21 protein-coding genes and 1 pseudogene are annotated in these 21150 nt (G+C 65.9%); 12 read left to right on the plus strand and 10 right to left on the minus strand.

Annotation, left to right across the window (positions count from 1 at the left end; all coding sequences use genetic code 11):
• From VD964_RS09650 to VD964_RS09670, 5 genes and pseudogenes are all read right to left on the minus strand, one after another.
• A pseudogene (locus tag VD964_RS09650) lies at positions 1 to 422 on the minus strand (electron transfer flavoprotein subunit alpha/FixB family protein); the annotation flags it as partial.
• A 193-nt stretch (positions 423 to 615) separates the two neighbouring features.
• A complete protein-coding gene (locus VD964_RS09655; protein ID WP_324867987.1) occupies positions 616 to 1365 on the minus strand; it encodes an electron transfer flavoprotein subunit beta/FixA family protein in 750 nt (249 codons plus the stop codon).
• Between the two features lie 40 nt (positions 1366 to 1405).
• Positions 1406 to 1933, minus strand: a complete 528-nt coding sequence (locus tag VD964_RS09660) for a thioesterase family protein (protein WP_324867989.1) — start codon at positions 1931 to 1933, stop codon at positions 1406 to 1408.
• Positions 1934 to 2048: 115 nt separating this feature from the next.
• Entirely contained in the window at positions 2049 to 2441 is a 393-nt protein-coding gene (locus VD964_RS09665) for a MerR family DNA-binding transcriptional regulator (protein ID WP_324867993.1), read from the minus strand.
• Positions 2442 to 2555: 114 nt separating this feature from the next.
• Complete coding sequence (locus VD964_RS09670) at positions 2556 to 4295, minus strand: long-chain fatty acid--CoA ligase (protein WP_324867995.1); 1740 nt, start codon at positions 4293 to 4295, stop codon at positions 2556 to 2558.
• Between the two features lie 158 nt (positions 4296 to 4453).
• On the opposite strand from VD964_RS09670, the gene VD964_RS09675 reads away from it, so the two are divergent.
• From VD964_RS09675 to VD964_RS09685, 3 genes are read left to right on the plus strand one after another with little or no spacing between them, the layout of a single operon-like run.
• Positions 4454 to 4756, plus strand: coding sequence for an SCP2 sterol-binding domain-containing protein (locus VD964_RS09675; RefSeq protein ID WP_200198226.1), 303 nt, complete (start codon positions 4454 to 4456; stop codon positions 4754 to 4756).
• 46 nt (positions 4757 to 4802) lie between these two features.
• Complete coding sequence (locus VD964_RS09680) at positions 4803 to 5471, plus strand: DUF6134 family protein (protein ID WP_324868000.1); 669 nt, start codon at positions 4803 to 4805, stop codon at positions 5469 to 5471.
• A 32-nt stretch (positions 5472 to 5503) separates the two neighbouring features.
• Complete coding sequence (locus tag VD964_RS09685) at positions 5504 to 5788, plus strand: DUF1488 domain-containing protein (RefSeq protein WP_324868002.1); 285 nt, start codon at positions 5504 to 5506, stop codon at positions 5786 to 5788.
• A gap of 69 nt (positions 5789 to 5857) precedes the next feature.
• Here the strand turns inward: VD964_RS09685 and VD964_RS09690 are convergent, their stop codons facing one another.
• Positions 5858 to 6349: a flavin reductase family protein gene (locus VD964_RS09690; protein ID WP_324868004.1), complete on the minus strand. Its 492-nt coding sequence runs from the start codon at positions 6347 to 6349 to the stop codon at positions 5858 to 5860.
• Positions 6350 to 6652: 303 nt separating this feature from the next.
• Here VD964_RS09690 and VD964_RS09695 point away from each other — a divergent pair, with 303 nt between their 5' ends.
• The 6 genes from VD964_RS09695 to VD964_RS09720 all read left to right on the plus strand — a co-directional run bounded on the left by VD964_RS09695 (position 6653) and on the right by VD964_RS09720 (position 13586).
• Entirely contained in the window at positions 6653 to 7822 is a 1170-nt protein-coding gene (locus tag VD964_RS09695) for a flagellar motor protein MotB (RefSeq protein ID WP_324868006.1), read from the plus strand.
• A 288-nt stretch (positions 7823 to 8110) separates the two neighbouring features.
• The gene (locus VD964_RS09700) at positions 8111 to 9493 is read left to right on the plus strand and encodes a circularly permuted type 2 ATP-grasp protein (protein WP_247883573.1); all 1383 of its coding nucleotides are present in this window, start codon (positions 8111 to 8113) and stop codon (positions 9491 to 9493) included.
• Positions 9490 to 10467 carry an alpha-E domain-containing protein gene (locus VD964_RS09705; RefSeq protein ID WP_324868009.1) on the plus strand — a complete coding sequence of 326 codons (978 nt, stop codon included), beginning with the start codon at positions 9490 to 9492 and terminating at the stop codon, positions 10465 to 10467. The genes VD964_RS09700 and VD964_RS09705 overlap by 4 nt, the downstream gene beginning before the upstream one ends.
• Positions 10468 to 10539: 72 nt before the next feature.
• Positions 10540 to 11280 (plus strand): arginyltransferase, encoded by a 741-nt coding sequence (locus tag VD964_RS09710; protein WP_324868011.1) that lies wholly within the window; start codon positions 10540 to 10542, stop codon positions 11278 to 11280.
• Between the two features lie 236 nt (positions 11281 to 11516).
• Entirely contained in the window at positions 11517 to 12056 is a 540-nt protein-coding gene (locus tag VD964_RS09715) for a TRAP transporter small permease subunit (protein ID WP_324868014.1), read from the plus strand.
• Positions 12057 to 12074: 18 nt separating this feature from the next.
• Entirely contained in the window at positions 12075 to 13586 is a 1512-nt protein-coding gene (locus tag VD964_RS09720) for a TRAP transporter large permease subunit (protein ID WP_324868016.1), read from the plus strand.
• 102 nt (positions 13587 to 13688) lie between these two features.
• On the opposite strand, the gene VD964_RS09725 is transcribed toward VD964_RS09720, so the two are convergent.
• From VD964_RS09725 to metC, 4 genes are all read right to left on the minus strand, one after another.
• Positions 13689 to 14192 carry a PRC-barrel domain-containing protein gene (locus VD964_RS09725; RefSeq protein WP_324868018.1) on the minus strand — a complete coding sequence of 168 codons (504 nt, stop codon included), beginning with the start codon at positions 14190 to 14192 and terminating at the stop codon, positions 13689 to 13691.
• A gap of 142 nt (positions 14193 to 14334) precedes the next feature.
• Positions 14335 to 15015, minus strand: coding sequence for a calcium-binding protein (locus VD964_RS09730; RefSeq protein WP_324868020.1), 681 nt, complete (start codon positions 15013 to 15015; stop codon positions 14335 to 14337).
• A gap of 571 nt (positions 15016 to 15586) precedes the next feature.
• Positions 15587 to 16021, minus strand: a complete 435-nt coding sequence (gene hisI, locus VD964_RS09735; RefSeq protein ID WP_324868022.1) for a phosphoribosyl-AMP cyclohydrolase — start codon at positions 16019 to 16021, stop codon at positions 15587 to 15589.
• A gap of 28 nt (positions 16022 to 16049) precedes the next feature.
• Entirely contained in the window at positions 16050 to 17228 is a 1179-nt protein-coding gene (gene metC, locus VD964_RS09740; protein WP_324868024.1) for a cystathionine beta-lyase, read from the minus strand.
• A 362-nt stretch (positions 17229 to 17590) separates the two neighbouring features.
• Between metC and VD964_RS09745 the strand changes: the two genes are divergently transcribed.
• The 3 genes from VD964_RS09745 to VD964_RS09755 all read left to right on the plus strand — a co-directional run bounded on the left by VD964_RS09745 (position 17591) and on the right by VD964_RS09755 (position 21138).
• On the plus strand, positions 17591 to 18610 hold the full coding sequence (locus VD964_RS09745) for an amino acid ABC transporter substrate-binding protein (protein ID WP_324868025.1): 1020 nt from the start codon (positions 17591 to 17593) through the stop codon (positions 18608 to 18610).
• 216 nt (positions 18611 to 18826) lie between these two features.
• Positions 18827 to 20026, plus strand: a complete 1200-nt coding sequence (locus VD964_RS09750; RefSeq protein ID WP_324868027.1) for an amino acid ABC transporter permease — start codon at positions 18827 to 18829, stop codon at positions 20024 to 20026.
• Between the two features lie 5 nt (positions 20027 to 20031).
• The gene (locus tag VD964_RS09755; protein WP_324868029.1) at positions 20032 to 21138 is read left to right on the plus strand and encodes an amino acid ABC transporter permease; all 1107 of its coding nucleotides are present in this window, start codon (positions 20032 to 20034) and stop codon (positions 21136 to 21138) included.
• Positions 21139 to 21150 lie beyond the last annotated feature (12 nt).

Genomic DNA, 21150 nt, shown 5'->3' on the forward strand with positions numbered 1-21150 from the left:
GCATCGGCCGACTGCACGGTGGCGATGGCGTTGCCGGCATAGATCGGCCGCTCGAACGTATCCGAAGAGACCACGGCGGTGATGTCGGAGACCATCGCCACGTCGAGCAATGCCGCGACGCGCGGCAGCACGTTCTTGCCGGTGGAGGTGGCGGCGGCGAGGAGATGGCTGTAGCCGGAGGCGAGCGACACCAGCAGGGCCGCGACCGGCTCGGCCAGGGCGTGCTCGTAGGCGGCATCGTCGGCGAGCAGCACCTTGGCGACACCGGCCAGCTTCGCGGCCTGCTCCGCGGCGGGGGCGGCGTTGCGGCCAGCGACGAGGACGTGGATGTCGGCGCCCAGTTTGGCAGCGGCGGTGACTGCGTGGGCGGTGACGGGCTTGAGGCTCGCGTTGTCGTGGTCGGCGAGGATCAGGATGGGCATAGGGCGGGTCCTTGGTTGGCGGGTGGTGAGGTGTCGGCTGCGGACTGCGGATTGCCCCCTCCCCATCCCTCCCCCGCTTCGCGGGAGAGGGGGTAGGACGCTCGTCGGCGTGAACCGAGTCGCGAAGCGGCGGAGTTCCCTCTCCCGCGGAGCGGGGGAGGGCTAGGGTGGGGGCACCGGGGCCGGCGCCCCCTCAGATCACCCGCGCCTCGTTCTTCAGCTTGTCGACCAGCGTGGCGACGTCCGGCACCTTGATGCCGGCCTGACGCTTGGCCGGCTCGGCGACCTTCACCGTCTTCAGCCGCGGCGTCACATCGACACTCAGGGCGTCCGGCGTGACCGTCTCCAGCGGCTTCTTCTTCGCCTTCATGATGTTGGGCAGCGAAGCATAACGCGGCTCGTTGAGGCGCAGGTCGGCGGTGACCACCGCCGGCAGCTTCAGCTCCACCGTCTCCAAACCGCCGTCGATCTCGCGGGTGACCGCGACCGTGCCGTCATCAGCCACGACCTTCGAGGCGAAGGTGCCCTGGCCCCAGCCGAGCAGGGCGGCGAGCATCTGGCCGGTCTGGTTGCAGTCGTCGTCGATCGCCTGCTTGCCGAGGATCACCATTCCCGGCGCCTCCTTCTCGACCAGGGCCTTGAGGACCTTGGCGACGGCCAGCGGTTCGGTGGTGACGTCGGTCTGCACCAGGATGGCGCGGTCGGCACCCATGGCGAGAGCGGTGCGCAGGGTCTCCTGCGCCTGGGTCGGGCCGACGGACACCACGACGATCTCGGTCGCCTTGCCGGCTTCCTTCAGGCGGACGGCCTCCTCGACGGCGATCTCGTCGAAGGGGTTCATGCTCATCTTCACGTTGGCGGTCTCGACGCCGCTGCCGTCCGCCTTGACGCGGACCTTCACGTTGTAATCGACGACCCGCTTCACGGGCACCAGCACCTTCATGATGGCGTGTCTCCTCTCGGATGGTGTTCTTGATTGGACTTTAGGCGGCGGACAGGCCTTGCCCGCGCAAGGCGGCGACCGCGTCGGGTATCGGCGGGGAGGCGGCGGAGGTGCCGAGAGCGGACAGAACCTCGGCCGGCGGAATGACGCTCCCGGCGCCGACGAAGGCGCCCTGGACGACGGCCAGCGCGGCCAGCCCGCCCCGCGTTTCCATGCGGTGTTCGATGAAGATGTATTTCTCGTCCCAGCACAGCACCCGGCTGACCAGCGTGAAGCGCTGGAACGGCCGCAGCGAGCGGCGGTAGCGGATGGTGGCCCCGCCCAGCACCGGCTGCCAGCGGTTGCGCAAGATCGCCGGACCCAGCCCGACGCGGATCATCAGATCGGTCCGCCCCAGATCCATCACGCTGAAATAGCGCGCGTTGGTCATGTGCAGATTGATGTCCAAGTCGGTCGGCCAGACCCGGAACCGCAGCGTCGACGGCTCCAGCAGCCCGGCGCGGCGACCGCGCCAAGCGGCAATGATGGCGGCGGCGGCAACCGCCAGCAGTCGGAAGATCAGGTTCATGACCGCTCTCCCGCGTCACCCGGGTGGGGGGCGACTGCCGCCTGTGGCCGAGCTTGTCCCTTCATGCTCCGATCCCTCGTCAGGGCCGACCGGAGCGCGTCGGGCGCCCGGCCGGTCAGCTGTCCTTCGCGGCGGCCTTGAAGTCCGCCAGGGTGTTGGTGACCTGCACCTCGATGTCGTGCAGTTCCTGCACGGTGGCCTCCAGATCCTCGCGCTGCTGGGCGAGGTCCTTCAGCCGCTTCTGCACGCGCTTCAACAGGTTCTTCTGCTGCTCCACCCCGCCATTGACGTTGTAGAGGTCGAGATATTCGCGGATCTCCGCCAGCGAGAAGCCCAGGCGCTTGCCGCGCAGGATCAGCTTCAGCCGGGCGCGGTCGCGCTTCGTATAGACCCGGTTGTTGCCGACACGGTTGGGCGCCAGCAATCCCTTGACCTCGTAGAAGCGCAGAGCCCGCGGCGTGATGCCCAGCTCTTCCGCAAGCTGGTTGACCGTGTAGAGCTGTTCCATCCCTGGGAAGACCTTTTGTTCGTGTCCGGCACAATGCGCCTGTCGTTTGGTAGCACAGCTGCCGTCGCGTGATAAGGCTTCCCTTTACGTCCGGGTCAGGATGGTGACTTCGGGTCATCCTCCGTTCGATAGTGCCTGCTGCGCCTCGGCGATCAGTTCCTTCTTCGACAGCTTGCCGACGGCAGTCTTGGGCAGTTCCTCGCGGAACTCGATGGCGGTCGGCATCTCGATGCGGGAGATCTTGTCGCGCAGGAAGTCGCGCAGGGCCTCCGCGGTCAGGGTGGCACCCGGTTTCAACTGCACGAAGGCCTTCGGCGTCTGGCCGCGGTAATCGTCGGGCAAACCGATGACGCAGGCGGCGACCACGTCGGGATGCTGGTAGATCGCCTCCTCGATCATGCGCGGATAGACGTTGTAGCCGCTGCAGATGATGAGATCCTTCAGCCGGTCGAGCAGGAAGACGTATCCGTCCTCGTCCATCGTCCCGACGTCGCCGGTCAGCAGGAAGCCGTCGACCACGGTGCGGTCGCTTTCCTCCGCTCGGCCCCAGTATCCGGCCATGACGTTGGGCCCGGCGATCGCCACCTGCCCCTTCTCGCCAATGCCGAGCTTGCGGGCCGGGTCTTCGAGGTCGCGGATCTCGATGGTGATGCCGGGCAGCGGCAGGCCGATCGAGCCCTCCTTGTTGACGCCGTTCAGCGGGTTGGCTGCGCAGACGGGGGAGGCTTCCGACAGCCCGTAGCCCTCGATCAGGACGCAGCCGGTCGCCGTCTCGAACTGGCGCTTCAACTCCATCGGCAGCGGCGCGCCGCCGGAGATGCAGTAGCGGATCGAGGTCATCGGATAGCGGGCGACCTGCGGGTGGCCCAGCAGCGCCTTGTACATGGTGGGCACCCCGGGGACGAGGGTCGGCTTGCGCTTCGCGATGGTCTTCAGCACCTGCTCCGTCTCGAAGCGCGGCAGCATGATCAACTCGGCCCCGCAGGCCAAGCCCATGTTCAGCACCACGGTCATGGCGAAGACATGGAAGAAGGGCAGCACCGCAAGCATGCGCTCCTGCCCCAGCGCCACCGTGGGGAACCACGCCTGCACCTGCTGGGCGTTCGACAGCAGGTTGTGGTGGGTCAGCATCGCGCCCTTTGGCACGCCTGTGGTGCCGCCGGTATATTGCAGCACGGCGACGTCGCGCAGTCCGTCGATGCGCACCGGGCGCAGCGTGCCGTCATTGACCAGCAGGCTGTCGAAATCGAGGTGACGGTTGTCGCGCGGCACCGCGGCGATCTCGCTGCGCTTCAGCACGCGGAACAGCGCGCTTTTCACCGCCGGCAGGATCGTCGGCATGCGGCAGACGACGATACGCTTCAGCGGCGTGCTGTCCAGCATCGCCGCAACCCGCGGATAGATCTGCTTGAGGTCCAGCGTCACCATGATCTCGGTCTGCGAGTCGGTGATCTGGTGCTCCAACTCGCGCTCGACATAGAGCGGGTTGTAGTTGACCACGGTGCCGCCGGCCTTCATCACCGCGAAGTAGGAGATGACGTAGGTCGGGCAGTTGGGCAGGCACAAGCCCACCCGCACCCCCGGCCCGACGCCCAGATCCTGGAAGCCACGGGCGGCGCGGTTCACCAGATCCAGCACCTCGGCGTAGGTGTAGCGCCGGCCCAGGAAGTCGAGGCAGGGGCGGTCGGCATAGCGTCCGGCCGCTTGCTCGAACAGCATGTGCAGCGGCATCGGCGCGAAGTCCTGGTCCCAGACGATTCCTTTGGGATAATGCGCCAGCCAGGGCCTGGCGGAGTCGGTAGTGGTGTCTGATGCGGTGGTCGGGTGGGCGCTCTGCGCAAGCGGCTCGGGCATGTTTCGCTCCCCTCGGCGGTGGCGCGTTCCGGATCACCTGACAGCCGGCATCGAGGGGCGGCGGGCGTCTGAAACGCTTTCGTTATGACGTTGACGTAAACGTAATGCGCGCCTACTGTCAAGGCCAGTCCTACGAACAATCCTGAGGGCATGCTTTCATGGTCGACGACATTCTGCAGGAACTGCGCAGCCGCAGCGGCGATCTGCGCTCGCTCAACGCCTCGGTCCGTTTCCTGCTGGGCAAGGAGGGCGAGGTGATCCGGGTCGATGGCCGCGCCAACCCGATCAGCATCAGCCGCGAGGATGCCGAAGCCGACTGCACCATCCGCATCACGCCGGAAAACCTGCAGAAGCTGATCAACGGCAAGCTGAACCCGATGCTGGCCTTCACCATGGGCAAGCTGAAGGTCGAGGGATCGATGGGCGTTGCGATGAAGCTGGCGCAGCTGCTGGACGACTGAGCGGCCGCAAGAGCCGCCGACCGCACCGAACCGGGAGGAAACACACATGACGACGACGCGCACCAAATGCGCCACCCTGTCCGCTACCCTGATGGCGGCCTCGCTGCTGACCGGCCTGACGGGCACCGCCGCCGCACAGGGAGCAGCCCAAGGGACAGCACGGACGCTGACCTACCAGATCCTGATGGGCGAGGATCCCATCGGCAGCGAGCAGGTGAAGATCGAACCGCAGGGCGACCGCACCAAGGTCACCGTCACCGCCACCACGCGGGTGAAGGTGCTGTTCATCAACTTCCGCTACGACCACAAGCGGGAAGAGCTGTGGAAGGGCGGCGTTCTGGAGTCGATGACCGCCACCACGGACGACGACGGCACGCCGCACAGGATCGAGATGGCGCGCGATGCCGCCGGCTATCGCCTGACGGTGGACGGCAAGGCCCAGCAGGCACCCGCCGGCACTCTGCCGCTGACCCTGTGGACTCCGCAGGTGTTGAAGCACACGCAGCTTCTGTCGGTCATCGACGGCGCCCCCTACAAGGTCGCGGCGCGCAAGCTCGGGGCGGAGCCGGTTGAGGCCGGCGGCAAGGCGGTGGAGGCCGCCCACCACCGCATCGAAGGCGATGTCGAACGCGACCTGTGGTTCGCGGCGGACGGCACGCTGCTGAAGACGCGCTTCAAACGCAGCGGCTATGATATCACCTATGTCCTGAAGTGATTGCGATCCGATCCCTGGCCGCCGAGGACCCGATGCCCATTTTCCTGTTTCCCGACGAGCCGTTCTGGAACGAGGAGGTCGACGCCGTGGAGTTTCCGGTGCAGGTCGGGGAATATCTGGGCCGGGTCTTCGTCACCCGCCGCACCCTGCAGGGCATCGTCGGCCACACGCCGAAGCCGGAGGAGGCGGTTCAGCAGGTCTGCATGAACCGCTCCCTGTTCGAACGGGCGACCGAACAGCGCATCATGGCGCGCGCGCTCGATCCCGACGCCAACATCCACCTGACCGGCCGCGACCTTCACCGCGCGGCCGGGTAGGACAAGCAAGCATTCTAGGAATGCAGATGCCCCTCTCCCCTTGCCTGGGTTCCAGCGATCGTCCACCAATCAGCCCAGGCGGGCGTAGCGGCCGCGGAAGTACAGCAGCGGGTCGCCGTCTTCCCGCGAGGTCAGCTTGCGCACCCGGCCCAGCACGATGACGTGGTCGCCGCCGTCCAGCAGATGCTCGCGGTCGCATTCCAGGGTTGCGAGGCAGCCGGTCAGCAGGCGCACGCCGCCGCGGCCGGTGGTGGTCTCCAGACCGGACCAGCGCTCCTGCAGGTCGCGGCGGGAGAAGCGGTTCGAAAGCTCCTCCTGGTCGGCGGCCAGGATGTTCACCGCGAAATGCGGCGCGATGTTGAAGGCCTCGAAGGACATCGCCGCCCGGCCCAGGCAGAACTGCACCAGCGGCGGATCGAGCGACACCGAGGAGAAGGAATTCACCGTGACTCCCAGCGGCAACCCGTCGGGGGCGATGGTGGTGATGACGGCGATCCCGGTGGCGAAGCAGCCGAGGGCGGAACGGAACGCAAGCGGATCGATCGGCTGTTCGGTGGTCATGACGTCCTGTGATGCGGGCCAAGGTGGAGGGGACGGACAGGGCAGGGCAACCGCCGACGGCCTTGGAGCCGCCGAAGATGACACTCAAGGTAGGAAATACCGGGAATTAATCCAGCACGCCACCCGGTGCAAGCCGCATCTCCGCCGCAGTTCCGGCCCGGGCAACGTCGTTAAACGGATCTTAATGAAACCCCGTCAGGGTTTTGCCGCGGCGGACGGCCGCTGCTTTCGTCGCGGCATCCATCGGGACGCCGCGCGCGAAAATCGGCCTTTGGGCCGTGAACCATTCGCCACGGCCAGGGCATGAGCGGGAATTCCGGCGGCAACGAGCGGCCGATCATCATCAAGAAGAAGAAGGGCGGGCACGGCGGCCACCATGGCGGCGCGTGGAAGGTCGCCTATGCCGACTTCGTGACCGCGATGATGGCCTTCTTCCTGCTGCTGTGGCTGCTGAACGTCACCACGTCGGACCAGCGCAAGGGGATTGCCGACTATTTCTCGCCCGTCTCGGTCAGCCGGGAACAGTCGGGCTCCGGCGGCATGCTGGGCGGCAAGACCATCACGGTGCCGGGCGCGCAGATCTCTCCCAGCTCACCCATGTCCGCCGACGTGCCGGTTTCGGGACCGCCCGGCTATTCCTCGCAGCAGACCGAGGACGCCGACGACCCGACCGAATCCGCGACCGGTCCCGGCCAGGGCACCGGACCCGGCCAGTCGGGCACGGAGGCCACCGCCAACGGCGCCGCGGCGGATGCGGATGTCGCCGACCAGAAGCCGAACGAGACCCGCGCCGAATTCCAGAAGCGGATGGAGGAACTCGCCAGGCAGCTGGGCATTCCCGGCCAGAAGCCCGGCGAGAAGCTGTCCGACTTCGGGGAGCGGGTGAAGGAGGCGATGGAAAGCCTGCAGGGTGCGGCCAAGGAGGCCCGCCAGTTCCAGCAGGCCGCGACCGAGATCCGTCAGGCCATCCAGTCGGTGCCGGAATTGGAGCCGCTGGCCCAGAACCTGATGATCGACCAGACGCCGGAAGGCCTGCGCATCCAGATCGTCGATCAGGACCGGGTGTCTATGTTCCCCGGCGGTTCCGGCCAGATGTATCCGCAGACCCGCCAGCTGGTGCAGCAGGTGGCCAAGGCCCTGTCCAAGCTGCCCAACAGGCTGTCGATCAGCGGCCATACCGACTCCACGCCATTCCCGGCGGGGTCCGGCCGCGACAACTGGGATCTGTCGACGGAGCGGGCGAACGCCACCCGCCGCGCCCTGCTGTCCGGCGGCATCGATCCGGCGCGAATCCAGGACGTCGTCGGCAAGGCCGACCGCGACCCTCTCGTCGCCGACCAGCCCAACAGCCCGCGCAACCGGCGCATCACCATGGTTCTGCTGCGCGAAACCCAGGCGGCACCGGCCGCCGGCGGCCAGTCCGGCAATGCCGCCGCTCCCAATGCTGCGGCGGGCGCGACCAAAGCACGATAACACTTTCGCGCTATTGGTACTTTGGCGCTAATTTCCGGAAGCCTCCGCGTCCGAATTCTTGCTTTGTCATTGCGTCGCACAACGGCGCACGCGTTTGCCCTGTTCAAAGCGCGCGGCGATGGGTCATACTTCCTGCACAATGCGACATGGCCGGGGCGATGCCGCCCGGCCCGCGATGATCGGTCAGATACAAGCGCGGGGGAGTCTGTGAGCGTACCCGAGGGCAAACCGTCCGACCTTTTGTCATCCTACAATCCGGGCCTGTACTTCGACGAGTTGTTCGGAGCCATGGATTTGCCGGCAGAACATACGGCGCTGATCCGCCAAAGGCTGGCCGCACTCGACTTCGATGAACTGCGCCGACGCGCGCAGGATGCGGAGCGGGAGCTTTACAATCTCGGCATCACCTTCATCGTCTATTCCGACAAGGACGCCGTCGACCGCATCCTGCCGTTCGATGTCATCCCGCGCGTGATCTCCGCGCCGGAATGGTCGCATCTGGAGGCAGGCGTCACGCAGCGGGTCGCCGCGCTGAACCTGTTCCTGCACGACATCTATCACGACCAGAAGATCCTGAAGGACGGTGTGATCCCGCGGGATCTGGTCGAAGGGAACCATAATTTCCGCCCGCAGATGATCGGGCTGGACGTTCCCTTCAACACCTACATCCACATCATGGGCACCGATCTGGTGCGCGACCGCCATGGCACCTTCCGGGTGCTGGAGGACAATGGGCGCGTGCCGTCGGGCGTCTCCTACGTCGTTGAAAACCGCCACATGATGCAGCGGGTCTTCCCCGACCTGATGCAGGACATCGGCATCCGCCCGGTGGACAATTACGGCCACAAGTTGCTGGATGCGATGGTGGAGATCGCGCCGGTCGACGACCCGCAGGTGGTGCTGCTGTCGCCGGGCACCTACAACTCCGCCTATTTCGAGCACATCTTCCTGGCGCGCGAGATGGGCGTGCCGCTGGTGGAGGGGCGCGATCTGGTGGTGGACAACGACCGCGTCTTCATGAAGACGACCAACGGTCTGGCCCCGGTCCATTCGATCTACCGCCGGCTGGACGATGCCTTCCTCGATCCAAAAGCCTTCAATCCCGACAGCCTGCTGGGCGTGCCCGGCATCCTGGAGGCCTATCGCAAAGGCAATGTCGCGCTGGCGAACGCCATCGGCACCGGTGTGGCCGACGACAAGGCGGTCTACTGCTACGTCCCGCGGATGATCAAATACTACCTGGACCAGGACCCGATCATCCCCAACGTCGACACCCGCATCTGCCGCGAGCCGGACGCCCTGCAATACACGCTGGACAACCTGGCCGATCTGGTGGTGAAGCCGGTGGGCGAGGCCGGCGGCTACGGCATCACCATCGGTCCGCGCGCCAGCAAGGCGGAACTGGAGGATTGCCGGACCAAGCTGCTGGCCGATCCGTCCAACTACATCAGCCAGCCGGTCGTCGACCTGTCGGTCTGCCCGACCGTCTGCGACGACGCCATCGAGCCGCGCCATGTCGATCTGCGCCCCTTCGCCATCACCGGCAAGAGCACCTGGGTCCTGCCCGGCGGCCTGTCGCGCGTGGCGCTGAAGAAGGGCACGCTGATCGTCAACTCGTCCCAGGGCGGCGGCTCCAAGGACACCTGGGTTCTGGAAGGTGGTGCGGCATGAACCTGCTCGCCCGTTACGCCGAGTGCATTTTCTGGATGGCTCGCTACATGGAGCGGGCCGAAAATCTGGCCCGCATCCTGGACGTGCACGAGACCTTCGCGCGCGACACCCGCGGGGCCACCAACTGGTTCTCCATCGTCCAGCTGAACGCCGACGAGAAGGACTTCTTCAGCCGCCATGACCGCCCGACGGCGGAGGCGGTGATCCACTATTACATGTTCGACGCGCAGAACCAGAATTCGCTGCTGTCGATGCTGCGGATGGCGCGGGAGAACGCGCGGACCCTGCGCCCCTGGATTTCGACGGAGATGTGGACGCAGATCAACGTGTTCCACAACAAGCTGCTGGAGATGTCGGTCAAGGACGTGGCGACGCAGAACCTGTCCAAGGTCTGCACCTGGATCAAGGAGGAGTGCCAGACCCATACCGGCATCACCGAAGGCACCTTCTACCGGGACCAGGGCTGGTACTTCTACCAGATGGGCAAGTATATCGAGCGGGCGGACCAGACCACGCGCCTTCTCGACATCAAGTACCACACCCTGCTGCCGTCTCCGGTCGAGGTCGGGTCCACGCTGGACGTCAGCCAATGGACGACGGTCCTGCGCTGCACCGCCGGCTACCACGCCTTCCGCCGCGTCTATCCCCGCGGCATGTCGCCGACCACCGTCGCCGGCTTCATGCTGTTCAACGAGGGGTTCCCGCGGTCGGTGGTGATGTGCGTGCGGCAGATCGACGGGGTGCTGACGCGGATGCGCTCGCGCTATGACCTGCGCGGCGGGTCGGCGGCGATGGAGCGGGTGGACGAGCTGCTGGGGGCCCTGCTGTCCCGGCCGATCGATGCGGTACTGCGCGACGGCCTGCACGAGTATCTCGACTGGATCCAACTGCAATTGAGCGTCATCACCACCGAGATCGCCCAGGCCTTCTTCGGCGTTCAGCCGCCTCTGGCGGTTCAGAGCCAGTCGCAGTAAGCTGCGGGTCCGGCGGAGGGGCGGCGACGCTCCTCCGTATCGTCCTCACTGTCGTGGTGGTTGTCGGTCAGAATGTCGGTCATCCAGCCGCCGCAGCGTCCCCTGCAGCAATTCTTCCGGTCGGGGCCCATGCCCTGTCCCTACCTGCCGGGGCGTGTTGAACGCAAGCTGTTCACGCGCCTGATCGGTCCCTACGCGACCGAGGTGAACTCCACCCTGTCGCGGGCCGGCTTCCGCCGCAGCCACGACATCGTCTATCGCCCGGTCTGCCCCAATTGCCAGGCCTGCGTGCCGGTGCGCGTGCCGGTTGCGGAGTTCGTGCCGTCGCGGTCGCAGCGCCGGGTGCTGAAACAGAATGCCGGGGTGACGCTGGCCGAGCGGCCGGCCTACGCCACGTCCGAGCAATACCGGCTTTTCTCGCTCTACCAGAACTCCCGCCACGGCGATTCCGACATGGCCCGCATGGCGATGGGCGATTTCGCCGCCATGGTGGACGAGGGCAGGGCGGACACCAGCCTGCTGGAGGCCCGCGACGACCGCGGCCAACTGGTGGGCTGCATGCTGACCGACCGGCTGTCCGACGGCTATTCGGCGGTCTACAGCTTCTACGATGCGGCGCAGGACCGCCGCAGCCTCGGCACCTTCATGATCCTCGGGCTGATCGAACGGGCGCGGCTGGCCGGCATGCCCTACGTCTATCTCGGCTACTGGATCGCCCACAGCCGCAAAATGGCCTATAAGGCGAAGTTCCACCCGTTGGAATGCCTGGGCGAGGACGGCTGGCGCACTGCGGACATCCCGACGGACGAGTGACACGGCTCCGGAGTCGGGGCATCCGGTCCGCACCGCAGTCGGATCTACGGGTTTCTACGTAGCTCCAACGTAGCCCTTGCCGGTGAATGCCCGGAAAGGAATAGTCCCGTCCAATCCTATCTTTTGGTATACCCTCCGTCCGAGAGAGGGTTGCGACCTGCCGCGCCTATGCGGCTGCAACAAAAGCAAAAGGGGACGGCCAAGGCCGCGCCCCCTGCAACAGGGAGGTTTCTCCTTTGAGAGGTCTGCTTAAACTTAGCGGGCTGATCGATGCCGTGAACGAGGGCATCGGCAAGCTGGCATACTGGCTCGTGCTGGTCGCCGTCGTCGTCAGTTCGGCCAACGCGGTCATCCGTTACGGGTTGAACACCAGCTCCAACGCCTGGCTGGAGCTGCAGTGGTATTTGTTCTCGGCCGTGTTCCTGCTGTGCGCCGGCTATACGTTCCTGCGCAACGAGCACATCCGCATCGACATCGTGATCGGTCGCTTCTCCAAGCGGGTGCAGGCCTGGGTCGACATCTTCGGGATCCTGGTCTTCATGTTCCCGATGACGATCCTGATCATGGTGCTGTCCTGGCCGATGTTCCTGGACAGCTACCTCACCCACGAGATGTCGAGCGATGCCGGCGGCCTGATCCGCTGGCCCGCGAAGATTCTGGTCCCGGTCGGCTTCTTCCTGCTCACCGCACAGGGTGTGTCGGAGCTGATCAAGCGCATCGCCTATCTCACCGGCCATCGTGACGAGCCGGGCGAGAAGATGCACAGCCATTCCTAAGGACCGGGAGCGCCCCTGATGGTCGAGTTCGTTACCGCCAATATGGCGCCGCTGATGTTCAGCGCGCTGGTGCTTTTCCTGTTGATGGGTTTCCCGGTTGCCTTCGCGCTCGCCGCCAACGGCCTCGTGTTCGGTTTGATCGGCATCGAGCTGGGTCTGCTGACCCCGGCGCTGATGCAGGCGCTGCCGGAACGCGTGTTCGGCATCATGCGCAACGACACGCTGCTGGCCATTCCCTTCTTCACCTTCATGGGCCTGATCCTTGAACGCTCCGGCATGGCCGAGGATCTGCTCGACACCATCGGGCAGCTGTTCGGCCCGATCCGCGGCGGCCTGGCCTATGCGGTGATCTTCGTCGGCGCGCTGCTGGCGGCGACCACCGGCGTCGTCGCCGCGTCGGTGATCTCCATGGGCCTGATCTCGCTGCCGATCATGCTGCGCTACGGCTATGACCGCCGGATCGCGTCCGGCGTCATCGCGGCGTCGGGCACGCTGGCCCAGATCATTCCGCCGTCGCTGGTGTTGATCGTGCTGGCCGACCAGCTCGGCCGTTCGGTCGGCGACATGTATGCCGGTGCGCTGATCCCCGGGCTCGTGCTGACCGGCCTCTACACCGGTTACATCCTGCTCACCAGCATCATCCGCCCGTCCGCGGTGCCGGCCCTGCCGCTGGAGGCCCGCACGCTGCGCGGCGCCAAGCTGCTGCTGCGCGTCATCACCTCGCTGGTGCCGCCGCTGGTGCTGATCTTCCTGGTGCTGGGCACCATCTTCCTCGGAATCGCGACTCCGACGGAGGGTGGCGCCATGGGTGCCGCCGGCGCCATCCTGCTGGCGCTGGCCAAGCGCCAGCTCAGCTGGAGCCTGATGCGTCAGGCTATGGACTCGACCGCCAAGCTGTCGTCCTTCGTGGTGTTCATCCTGATCGGTTCGACCGTGTTCGGTCTGGTCTTCCGCGCCGTCAACGGCGACCTCTGGGTCGAACATCTGATGACCAGCCTGCCGGGCGGCCAGCTGGGCTTCCTGATCGTCTGCAACATCCTGATCTTCGTCCTGGCCTTCTTCCTCGATTTCTTCGAGCTGGCCTTCATCATCGTCCCCCTGCTGGGGCCGGTGGCGGACAAGCTGGGCATTGATCTGATCTGGTTCGGCGTGCTGCTGGGCGTCAACATGCAGACCAGCTTCATGCACCCGCCCTTCGGCTTCGCCCTGTTCTTCCTGCGGTCGGTGGCGCCGAAGACGGACTACATCGACAAGATAACCGGACAGAAGATCGCGAGGATCACCACCGGCCAGATCTATTGGGGTGCGGTGCCCTTCGTGGTCATTCAGCTCATCATGGTCGCCCTCGTCATCGCCTTCCCGCAGATGGTCGATGCCGGCCGCGACAAGGGCCCGGCGATCAACCTGGACGACGTGAGGATCGAGATTCCGGCCTTCGACAACCAGGACGTTGCTCCGCCCTTCGGCGCTCCTGCCGAGCCGGAGAACAATCAGGCCGACGACATCATGAAGCAGCTTCAGGGCAAGTGACGGCGATCGCCTGAACGGAAGCCTGAACGAAAATGGGGGCCGGTTCGTCCGGCCCCCTTTTTTATGCGTGCGCTTCCAGCGGGAAAGGGTCAGCGAGAAAGATCAGCGGGGTTGGGTGGCCCCAGCCCAGTTGGTCGGCGTCGTGCCGCTGGCCGCGAGCGGAGACCCGCTGCCTGGGCCACCGCCGAGACCGCCGCCAAGCGACATCATGCGGTCGCTGACGCCGGTGGGCGGCAGGGCCGCGAACTGCTCCACCGTCATGCCGGTGAGGATCACGGCCTGACGGTTGTGGGCATAGCGCAGGTTTTCGCTGTTGACCGTCACCTTGTGCTCGGTCGGGTAGCGGGGGGCTCCGACGGTGACGATCGCCTGCTCCACCCGGTTGGTCGGCCCGATCACCAGATCGGACACGTTGCCCAGGATGCGCCGTCCGTCCGCCGTCTGCACCGTCAGGCCGACCAGTTCGATCGGCGGTCTGGTCGCCACCTCGGCCGAGGGCACGCCCCCCATGTCGGAGGAACCGGCGCAGGCACCCAGCGCCAATGCCGACAGAAGGGGCACCGACAGGAGGAGACGCGGTCGGAGGGATTGGCGGCGTTGGTCCATCGGTTCTTGGCCCTTCTTCTGGCGGCGCGCCTTTCAAAGGGCGCGGGTATGTCCCGCCCATGCAACAGCGCAAACCGTGCCGGAGGTCCCGCGCGCCGACGGGGTGACCCCATCGCCCGCGGGAGCCCTCCGTCCGGACAGGTCAGGTGAAGATGAAGTCCTGGCCGGCGCTGAGCCCGATCTGATCGACCGTCAGCGACGAGCCGTCGGTGAAGGCGAAGGTCGTGGCCGAACCGCTGCTGGTCATCCCCATCTCCCAGGCGCGATAGCCGTGGAACTCGATCTGGTCGATGCCCTTCTCGAAGTAATTGATCGTGTCGGTGCCGAAGCCGCCGGTCGCCTGTTCGATCAGGAAGCGGTCGACCAGACCGTCGGTATAGCTGACCATGCTGTCGTTGCCGGTGCCCGGCTGGAACAGGTCGGCGCCGCCGTCACGGTAGCTGTCGTACAGCATGTCGTTGCCGCTGCCGCCGATCATGGTGTCGTTGCCGCGCATGCCCTTGACGATGTCGTCGCCGGTGCCGCCATTCAGCAGGTCGTTGCCCTCGCCGCCAAACAACTGATCGTTGCCGGCATCGCCCCACATCGAGTCATTCCCGGCCTCGTTCCCATAGGGATCGCCGAGCCAATCGTTGCCGTCGCCGCCATAGAACTTGTCGTTGCCCAGCCCGCCGATCAGCGAGTCGTTTCCGCGTTCGCCATACAGCAGATCGTTCCCGCCGGCGCCGTTGATACGGTCGTCCCCGTCCAGACCGTCAAGACGGTCGTCATAGGCGGTGCCGGTCATGGTGTCGTTGTTCGAAGTCCCCCAGAACTGGCGCATGGCGTCTCTCCATCAGTGCCGTTAACGTGCTGTTAACGATTAACCAGATGTTAACCATGGGGCTGGGGCGGTCGAAAAGCGATAAAGGAGCAATACAAAGGGGATTTGAGGAAATGACACAGATGTTCATACATTGATTAAATGATCGATCCTTTATGTTTCTTTTTTCGTTGTATTTGTGACTGGAAGCGGTTTGTTCTTGAGACACAAAGTAGGTTTTCTCCCCCATATGGACAGGCTTCGGCTTGCAAAAGGACACCTGTTGCAGGGCGGAAGGGCATGTTGCGCAAAGGAAGGCCCTACGCCCCGGTCGGACGACAGTGACGGAGCGGATCGTCCGAAAGAGGTTCGGCGACGCAAACGCGCCATCCAGTGACCGAGATTGCGAAGCCGGCGACCGGGCAAAAAATAACCGGGCGTTCATAGGAACGCCCGGCGCAGTCATATACAGGGAGGGTTAGAGACAAGAAGGTTTCTATACCCTTCGGCGGGGGTGTGGCGTTGATGTGGATCAACGATCGCTCACGAACCGTCACCGCGGTGGCGGCGACTCGTCTCCCGTCCAGCCCGCTCAGCCGTGGCTGTGCGAATGCCCGCCATAGAGGATGGCCGGATCGGTCTCGACCTCCTGGATGGTCTCCAGCCGCCCGTCGCGCCAGGCGCGATAGAAGCAGCTGCGCCGTCCGGTGTGGCAGGCGACGCCGTCCTGCTCCACGATCAGCAGCAGGGTGTCTCCGTCGCAGTCGACCCGGAAATCCTTCAGCCGCTGCACTTGGCCGGAGGTCTCCCCCTTGCGCCACAGCCCGCCGCGCGAGCGTGACCAGTAGCAGACCCGGCCGGTCGCCAGAGTCTCGACCACCGCATCGCGGTTCATCCAGGCCATCATCAGGATCTCGCCGGTGCCGTCCGCTTGGGCGATGGCGGGCACCAGCCCGTCGGCGGTGAAGCGGATGGCGGCCAGAACCTCTTCGAACGGCGCCGCATCAAGAGACGGTGTGTCCGTCATGGCAAATCACTCCTCACAGGTCCGGCGCTTACAGGGCGGCGGCCATCCGGCGGAAGCCGGCGTCCAGGTCGCGGATCAGGTCGTCGGCACTTTCCAGCCCGGCATGCAGGCGGAGGACCTGTCCCGGATCGGTCCAGCGGGTGGCGGAGCGCACGGCGGCCGGCCGGGTCGGCAGGATCAGGCTTTCGAAGCCGCCCCAGCTGTAGCCCATGCCGAACAGCTCCATCCCGTCCAGCATCGCCGCCAGCGCCTTGCGCGGGACTTGGTTGATGACGATGGAGAAAAGGCCGCTCGACCCGGTGAAATCGCGCTTCCACAGGGCATGGCCGGGGAAGTCTGGACGGGCGGGGTGCAGCACGCGCGTCACCTCCGGCCGGGCCGACAGCCAGTCGGCGAGCGCCAGCGCGCTTTCCTGATGCTGGCGCATGCGCACCGACAGGGTCCGCAGTCCGCGCAGGCCGAGATAGAGGTCGTCCGGTCCGCCGCAGATGCCGAAGCGGGTGGCCGCCTTCTTCACCGCGGTCCAGGTCGCCTCGTCGCGGCAGGTGACGACGCCCAGCATCGCGTCGGCATGGCCCACCATATATTTGGTGGCGGCATGGATCGACAGGTCGACGCCATGGTCGAACGGGCGGAAGAACAGCGGGGTGGCCCAGGTATTGTCGATCATCACCGTGGCGCCGACCTTCTTCGCCGCTGCGGCGATGGCCGGAACGTCCTGCACCTCGAAGGTCAGCGATCCCGGCGATTCGAGGAAGACCACGCTGGTGTTCGGCCGCAGCAGCGCGTCGATGCCGGCGCCGATGCAGGGATCGTAGAACTCCACCTCGACGCCGTAGGGCGCCAGCGTCTCCTTGGCGAAGCGCCGGGTCGGGCCATAGGCGCTGTCGGTGATCAGCACATGGTCGCCGGCCTTGGTGAAGGCCGACAGGGCGACCGCGATGGCGGCAAGCCCGGAACCGGTGTTCACCGCCTTGAATCCGCCCTCCAGCGCCGCCGCCGCCTCTTCGAAGGCGAAGGTCGTGGGCGTGCCCATGCGGCCGTAATGCACGCCTTCCAGCGTGTTGCGGTCGCTTTCCTCCAGCGCGTCGAGGGTCGGGAACAGCACGGTCGAACAGTGATAGACCGGCGGATTGACGATGCCGTGGTTGTTCCGCGGATCGCGGCCGGCGTGAACGAGAATCGTGTCCTGCGTGACGTCCTTCATCGACTGTCCGTTTGGCTGGAGCGGTAACCCGTCCCGCTTTGAGTCGCCCATCGGTGAGGTTGCCTCGCCGGGGCAATGGCGGCACGGCCGAACATTGTGTCATCCCGGAAGCCCCCCGGCCATCGCCGATTGTGTCGGAGAGGCCGCCGGCCGTCGGGATCTTCTGGTAACACCACCAATGCACAGAGGATTCGACAAGTCGGATCAAGTTGATGCACTCTTGATCCACGCGCATGGCTGCGTCGCGATACCCACAGGGTTGGCATCTGGCCGGCTTGTCGGGAGCAAACGGCCGGCGTCGTCAGGCGCGTCGTCAGACCGCTCAAATGCGAAGAACGCAAGAACAGGGTGGAGTTCATAATATGAAGTCAGGGTTCCTGGCCGCCGCCGCAGCGGCCGTGGTCGTTTCCGCCAGTGTCGCCGCCGGTGCGGCTACGCTCGACACCGTCAAGCAGCGCGGCTTCGTTCAGTGCGGCGTGAACGCCGGTCTGCCGGGCTTCGGCAACCCCGACAGCGCCGGCAACTGGACCGGCCTCGACGTCGACTATTGCCGTGCCGTCGCCGTCGCCATCTTCAACGACCCGAACAAGGTCAAGTTCACCCCGCTGTCGGCCCAGCAGCGCTTCCCGGCCATCCAGTCCGGCGAAGTCGACCTGCTGTCGCGCAACACGACCGCCACGCTGACCCGCGACACCTCCGTCGGCCTGAACTTCGCCCCCGTCACCTATTATGACGGCCAGGGCTTCATGGTTCCGAAGAAGCTGGGCGTGAAGAGCGCCAAGGAGCTGAACGGCGCCACCGTCTGCGTGCAGTCCGGCACCACGACCGAACTGAACCTGGCGGACTATTTCCGCGCCAACAACATGACCTACAACCCCGTCGTCATCGAGTCGAACGACGAGGTGAACGCCGCCTACTTCGCCGGCCGCTGCGACGTGCTGACCACCGACGTGTCCGGTCTGGCCGGTACCCGCGCCGGCGTCGCCCCGGTTCCGGACGACCACGTCATCCTGCCGGAAATCATCTCCAAGGAGCCGCTGGCCCCGGCCGTGCGCCATGGCGACGACCAGTGGTCCGACATCGTGAAGTGGACGATCTTCGCGACCATCCAGGCCGAGGAATTCGGCATCACCTCCAAGAACATCGACGAGTTCACCAACTCCAAGAACCCGGACGTCCAGCGCTATCTCGGCACCACGCCGGGCATGGGCAAGGCTCTGGGCCTGGACGAGAAGTGGGCTTACAACGTCGTGAAGAAGGTCGGCAACTACGGCGAGATCTTCGACCGCAACGTCGGCCCGGGCACCCCACTGAAGCTGGAGCGCGGCCTGAACGCGCTGTGGACCAAGGGCGGCCTGATGTACGCCCAGCCGTTCCGGTAAGGCACGGCACTGCTTGAAGCGCCGCCCGCAGGCCCGTTGCCGGGGGCGGCCTTCAGGTTCTTTGAGGAGCGGTCGCGAAGGGTGCCGGTGAAGCGCCCGCGCAGGGGACCGCATTGGGAGACATGTCGCATCCCCTACGGTGTGGGAAATGCCCGGAAGAACGTCCGGGACCGCGTGGGCACCGTATGGGACGCGATGGTTGGGGGAGAGTAGTCCGTGGCGACCGAGACCCGGACCACCCAAGGCGCTCCGCCGCCGGGTGGCGTATCGTTTTCCCTCAGCGACCCGACGTTCCGCGCCGTCGTCTACCAGATCCTGGTGGTCGGCGCGGTCGTCCTGGTCGGCTGGTTCCTGATTTCCAACACGCTCGACAACCTCGCGCGGCGCTCGATCGCGACCGGTTACGATTTCCTGGAGCGTGAAGCTGCCTTCGGCATCGGCGAATCGCTGATCGACTATTCGCCGAAGGACAGCTATGGCCGTGCCTTCCTGGTCGGCGTGCTGAACACGCTGAAGGTGTCGATCATCGGCGTCATCCTGGCGACGATCATCGGCACGATCATCGGCGTCGCCCGCCTGTCCAGCAACTGGCTGATCGCCAAGCTCGCCTCGACCTATGTCGAGGTGGTGCGCAACATCCCGCCGCTGCTGCAGCTGTTCTTCTGGTACGCGCTGGTGTCGGAAAGCCTGCCGCCGGTGCGCCAGGCCCTGAACCCGCTGCCGGGCGTCTTCCTGTCCCAGCGCGGCCTGCGCGTGCCGGTCCCCGCCGCCGATCCCGTCTGGGCCAACATCGGCATCGCCCTGCTGGTCGGCATCATCGCCGCCTGGGGCGTGTCGCGCTGGGCCAGGGCGCGGCAGGCTCGGACCGGGCAACCCTTCCCAGCGGGCTGGACCGGGCTCGGCCTGATCATAGGCCTGCCGCTGCTGACCTGGATCGCCGGCGGCGCGCCGGTGGCGATGGACGTGCCGAAGCTGGCCGGCTTCAACTTCTCAGGCGGCGCGGCCATCTCGCCCGAGTTCTTCGCCATCCTGACCGGCCTGACCATCTACACCGCGGCCTTCATCGCCGAGGTGGTGCGCAGCGGCATCATCGCGGTCAACTGGGGCCAGACGGAGGCGGCGCGTGCGCTCGGCCTGCCCAGCGGCCCGACGCTGCGCCTCGTCATCCTGCCGCAGGCGCTGCGGGTGATCGTGCCGCCGCTGACCAGCCAGTATCTGAACCTGACCAAGAACAGCTCGCTGGCGCTGGCCATCGGCTATCCCGATCTGGTGTCGATCGCCAATACGACGCTGAACCAGACCGGTCAGGCGATCGAAGGCGTGACGATGATCATGGGCACCTATCTGGTCATCAGCCTCAGCATCTCGATCTTCATGAACTGGTACAACAAGCGCATCGCGCTGGTGGAGCGGTAACGGCCATGACCGACAACGTGCAAAGCGTCGGCCTGCCGGACGAGCGTCCGCCGGCCAACACCGTCGGCCCGCTCGCGTGGCTGCGGAGCAACCTGTTCAACACCTGGTACAACGCCATCCTGACGGTGCTGGTGCTGGCGCTTCTGGCGTCGGCGATCCCGCCCTTCGTCAACTGGCTACTGGTCCGCGCCCATGGGTTCGATGCCTCCTCCACCGTCTGCCGGCAGGATGCCGGGGGCGCCTGCTGGGGCTTCATAAGCGAGAAGCTGCGGTTCATCATGTTCGGGATGTTCCCGTGGGATGAGCAGTGGCGCCCGCTGGTGACGATCTGCGTCATCATCGCGCTGCTGGTCGTCAGCTGCGACCGCCGCTTCTGGAAGCCGTGGCTGGGGCTGGTCTGGGCGGCCGGACTGGCGCTGGTCGCCGTGCTGATGTGGGGCGGCGTCCTCGGCCTGACCTATGTCGAAAACACGCTGTGGGGCGGCCTGCCGCTGACCCTCATCCTGTCGGTGATCGGTCTGGCCGTGGCCTTCCCGGTGGCGATCCTGCTGGCGCTGGGCCGCCGGTCCAACATGCCCGCGGTCAAGGTGCTGTGCGTCACCTACATCGAGCTGATCCGCGGCGTGCCGCTGATCAGCCTGCTGTTCATGGCGTCGGTGATGCTGCCGCTGTTCCTGCCCAACGGCGTGTCGATCGACAAGCTGCTGCGCGCCCAGATCGCCTTCATCATGTTCGCCGCCGCCTATATGGCCGAAGCCATCCGCGGCGGCCTGCAGGCGATCCCGAAGGGCCAGTACGAGGCCGCGGACGGGCTGGGGCTGTCCTACTGGCAGAAGATGCGCAAGATCATCCTGCCGCAGGCGCTGGCCATCGCCATTCCGCCGCTGGTGAACACGTTCATCAGCTTCTTCAAGGACACCTCGCTGGTCATCATCATCGGCCTGTACGACCTGCTCGGCACCGCGAAGGCCGCGCTGTCCGATCCGTCCTGGCGCGGTTTCTACCGCGAAGCCTATCTGTTCATCGGCGTGATCTATTGGGTCTTCTGCTACAGCATGTCCAAGTACAGCCAGAAGCTGGAACGCGATCTCAATCGCGGCCACCGTCGCTAGATCCACGCCGTC

Origin of the sequence: Azospirillum sp. (assembly GCF_035628975.1) — a bacterium.
Taxonomy (GTDB): Bacteria; Pseudomonadota; Alphaproteobacteria; order Azospirillales; family Azospirillaceae; genus Azospirillum.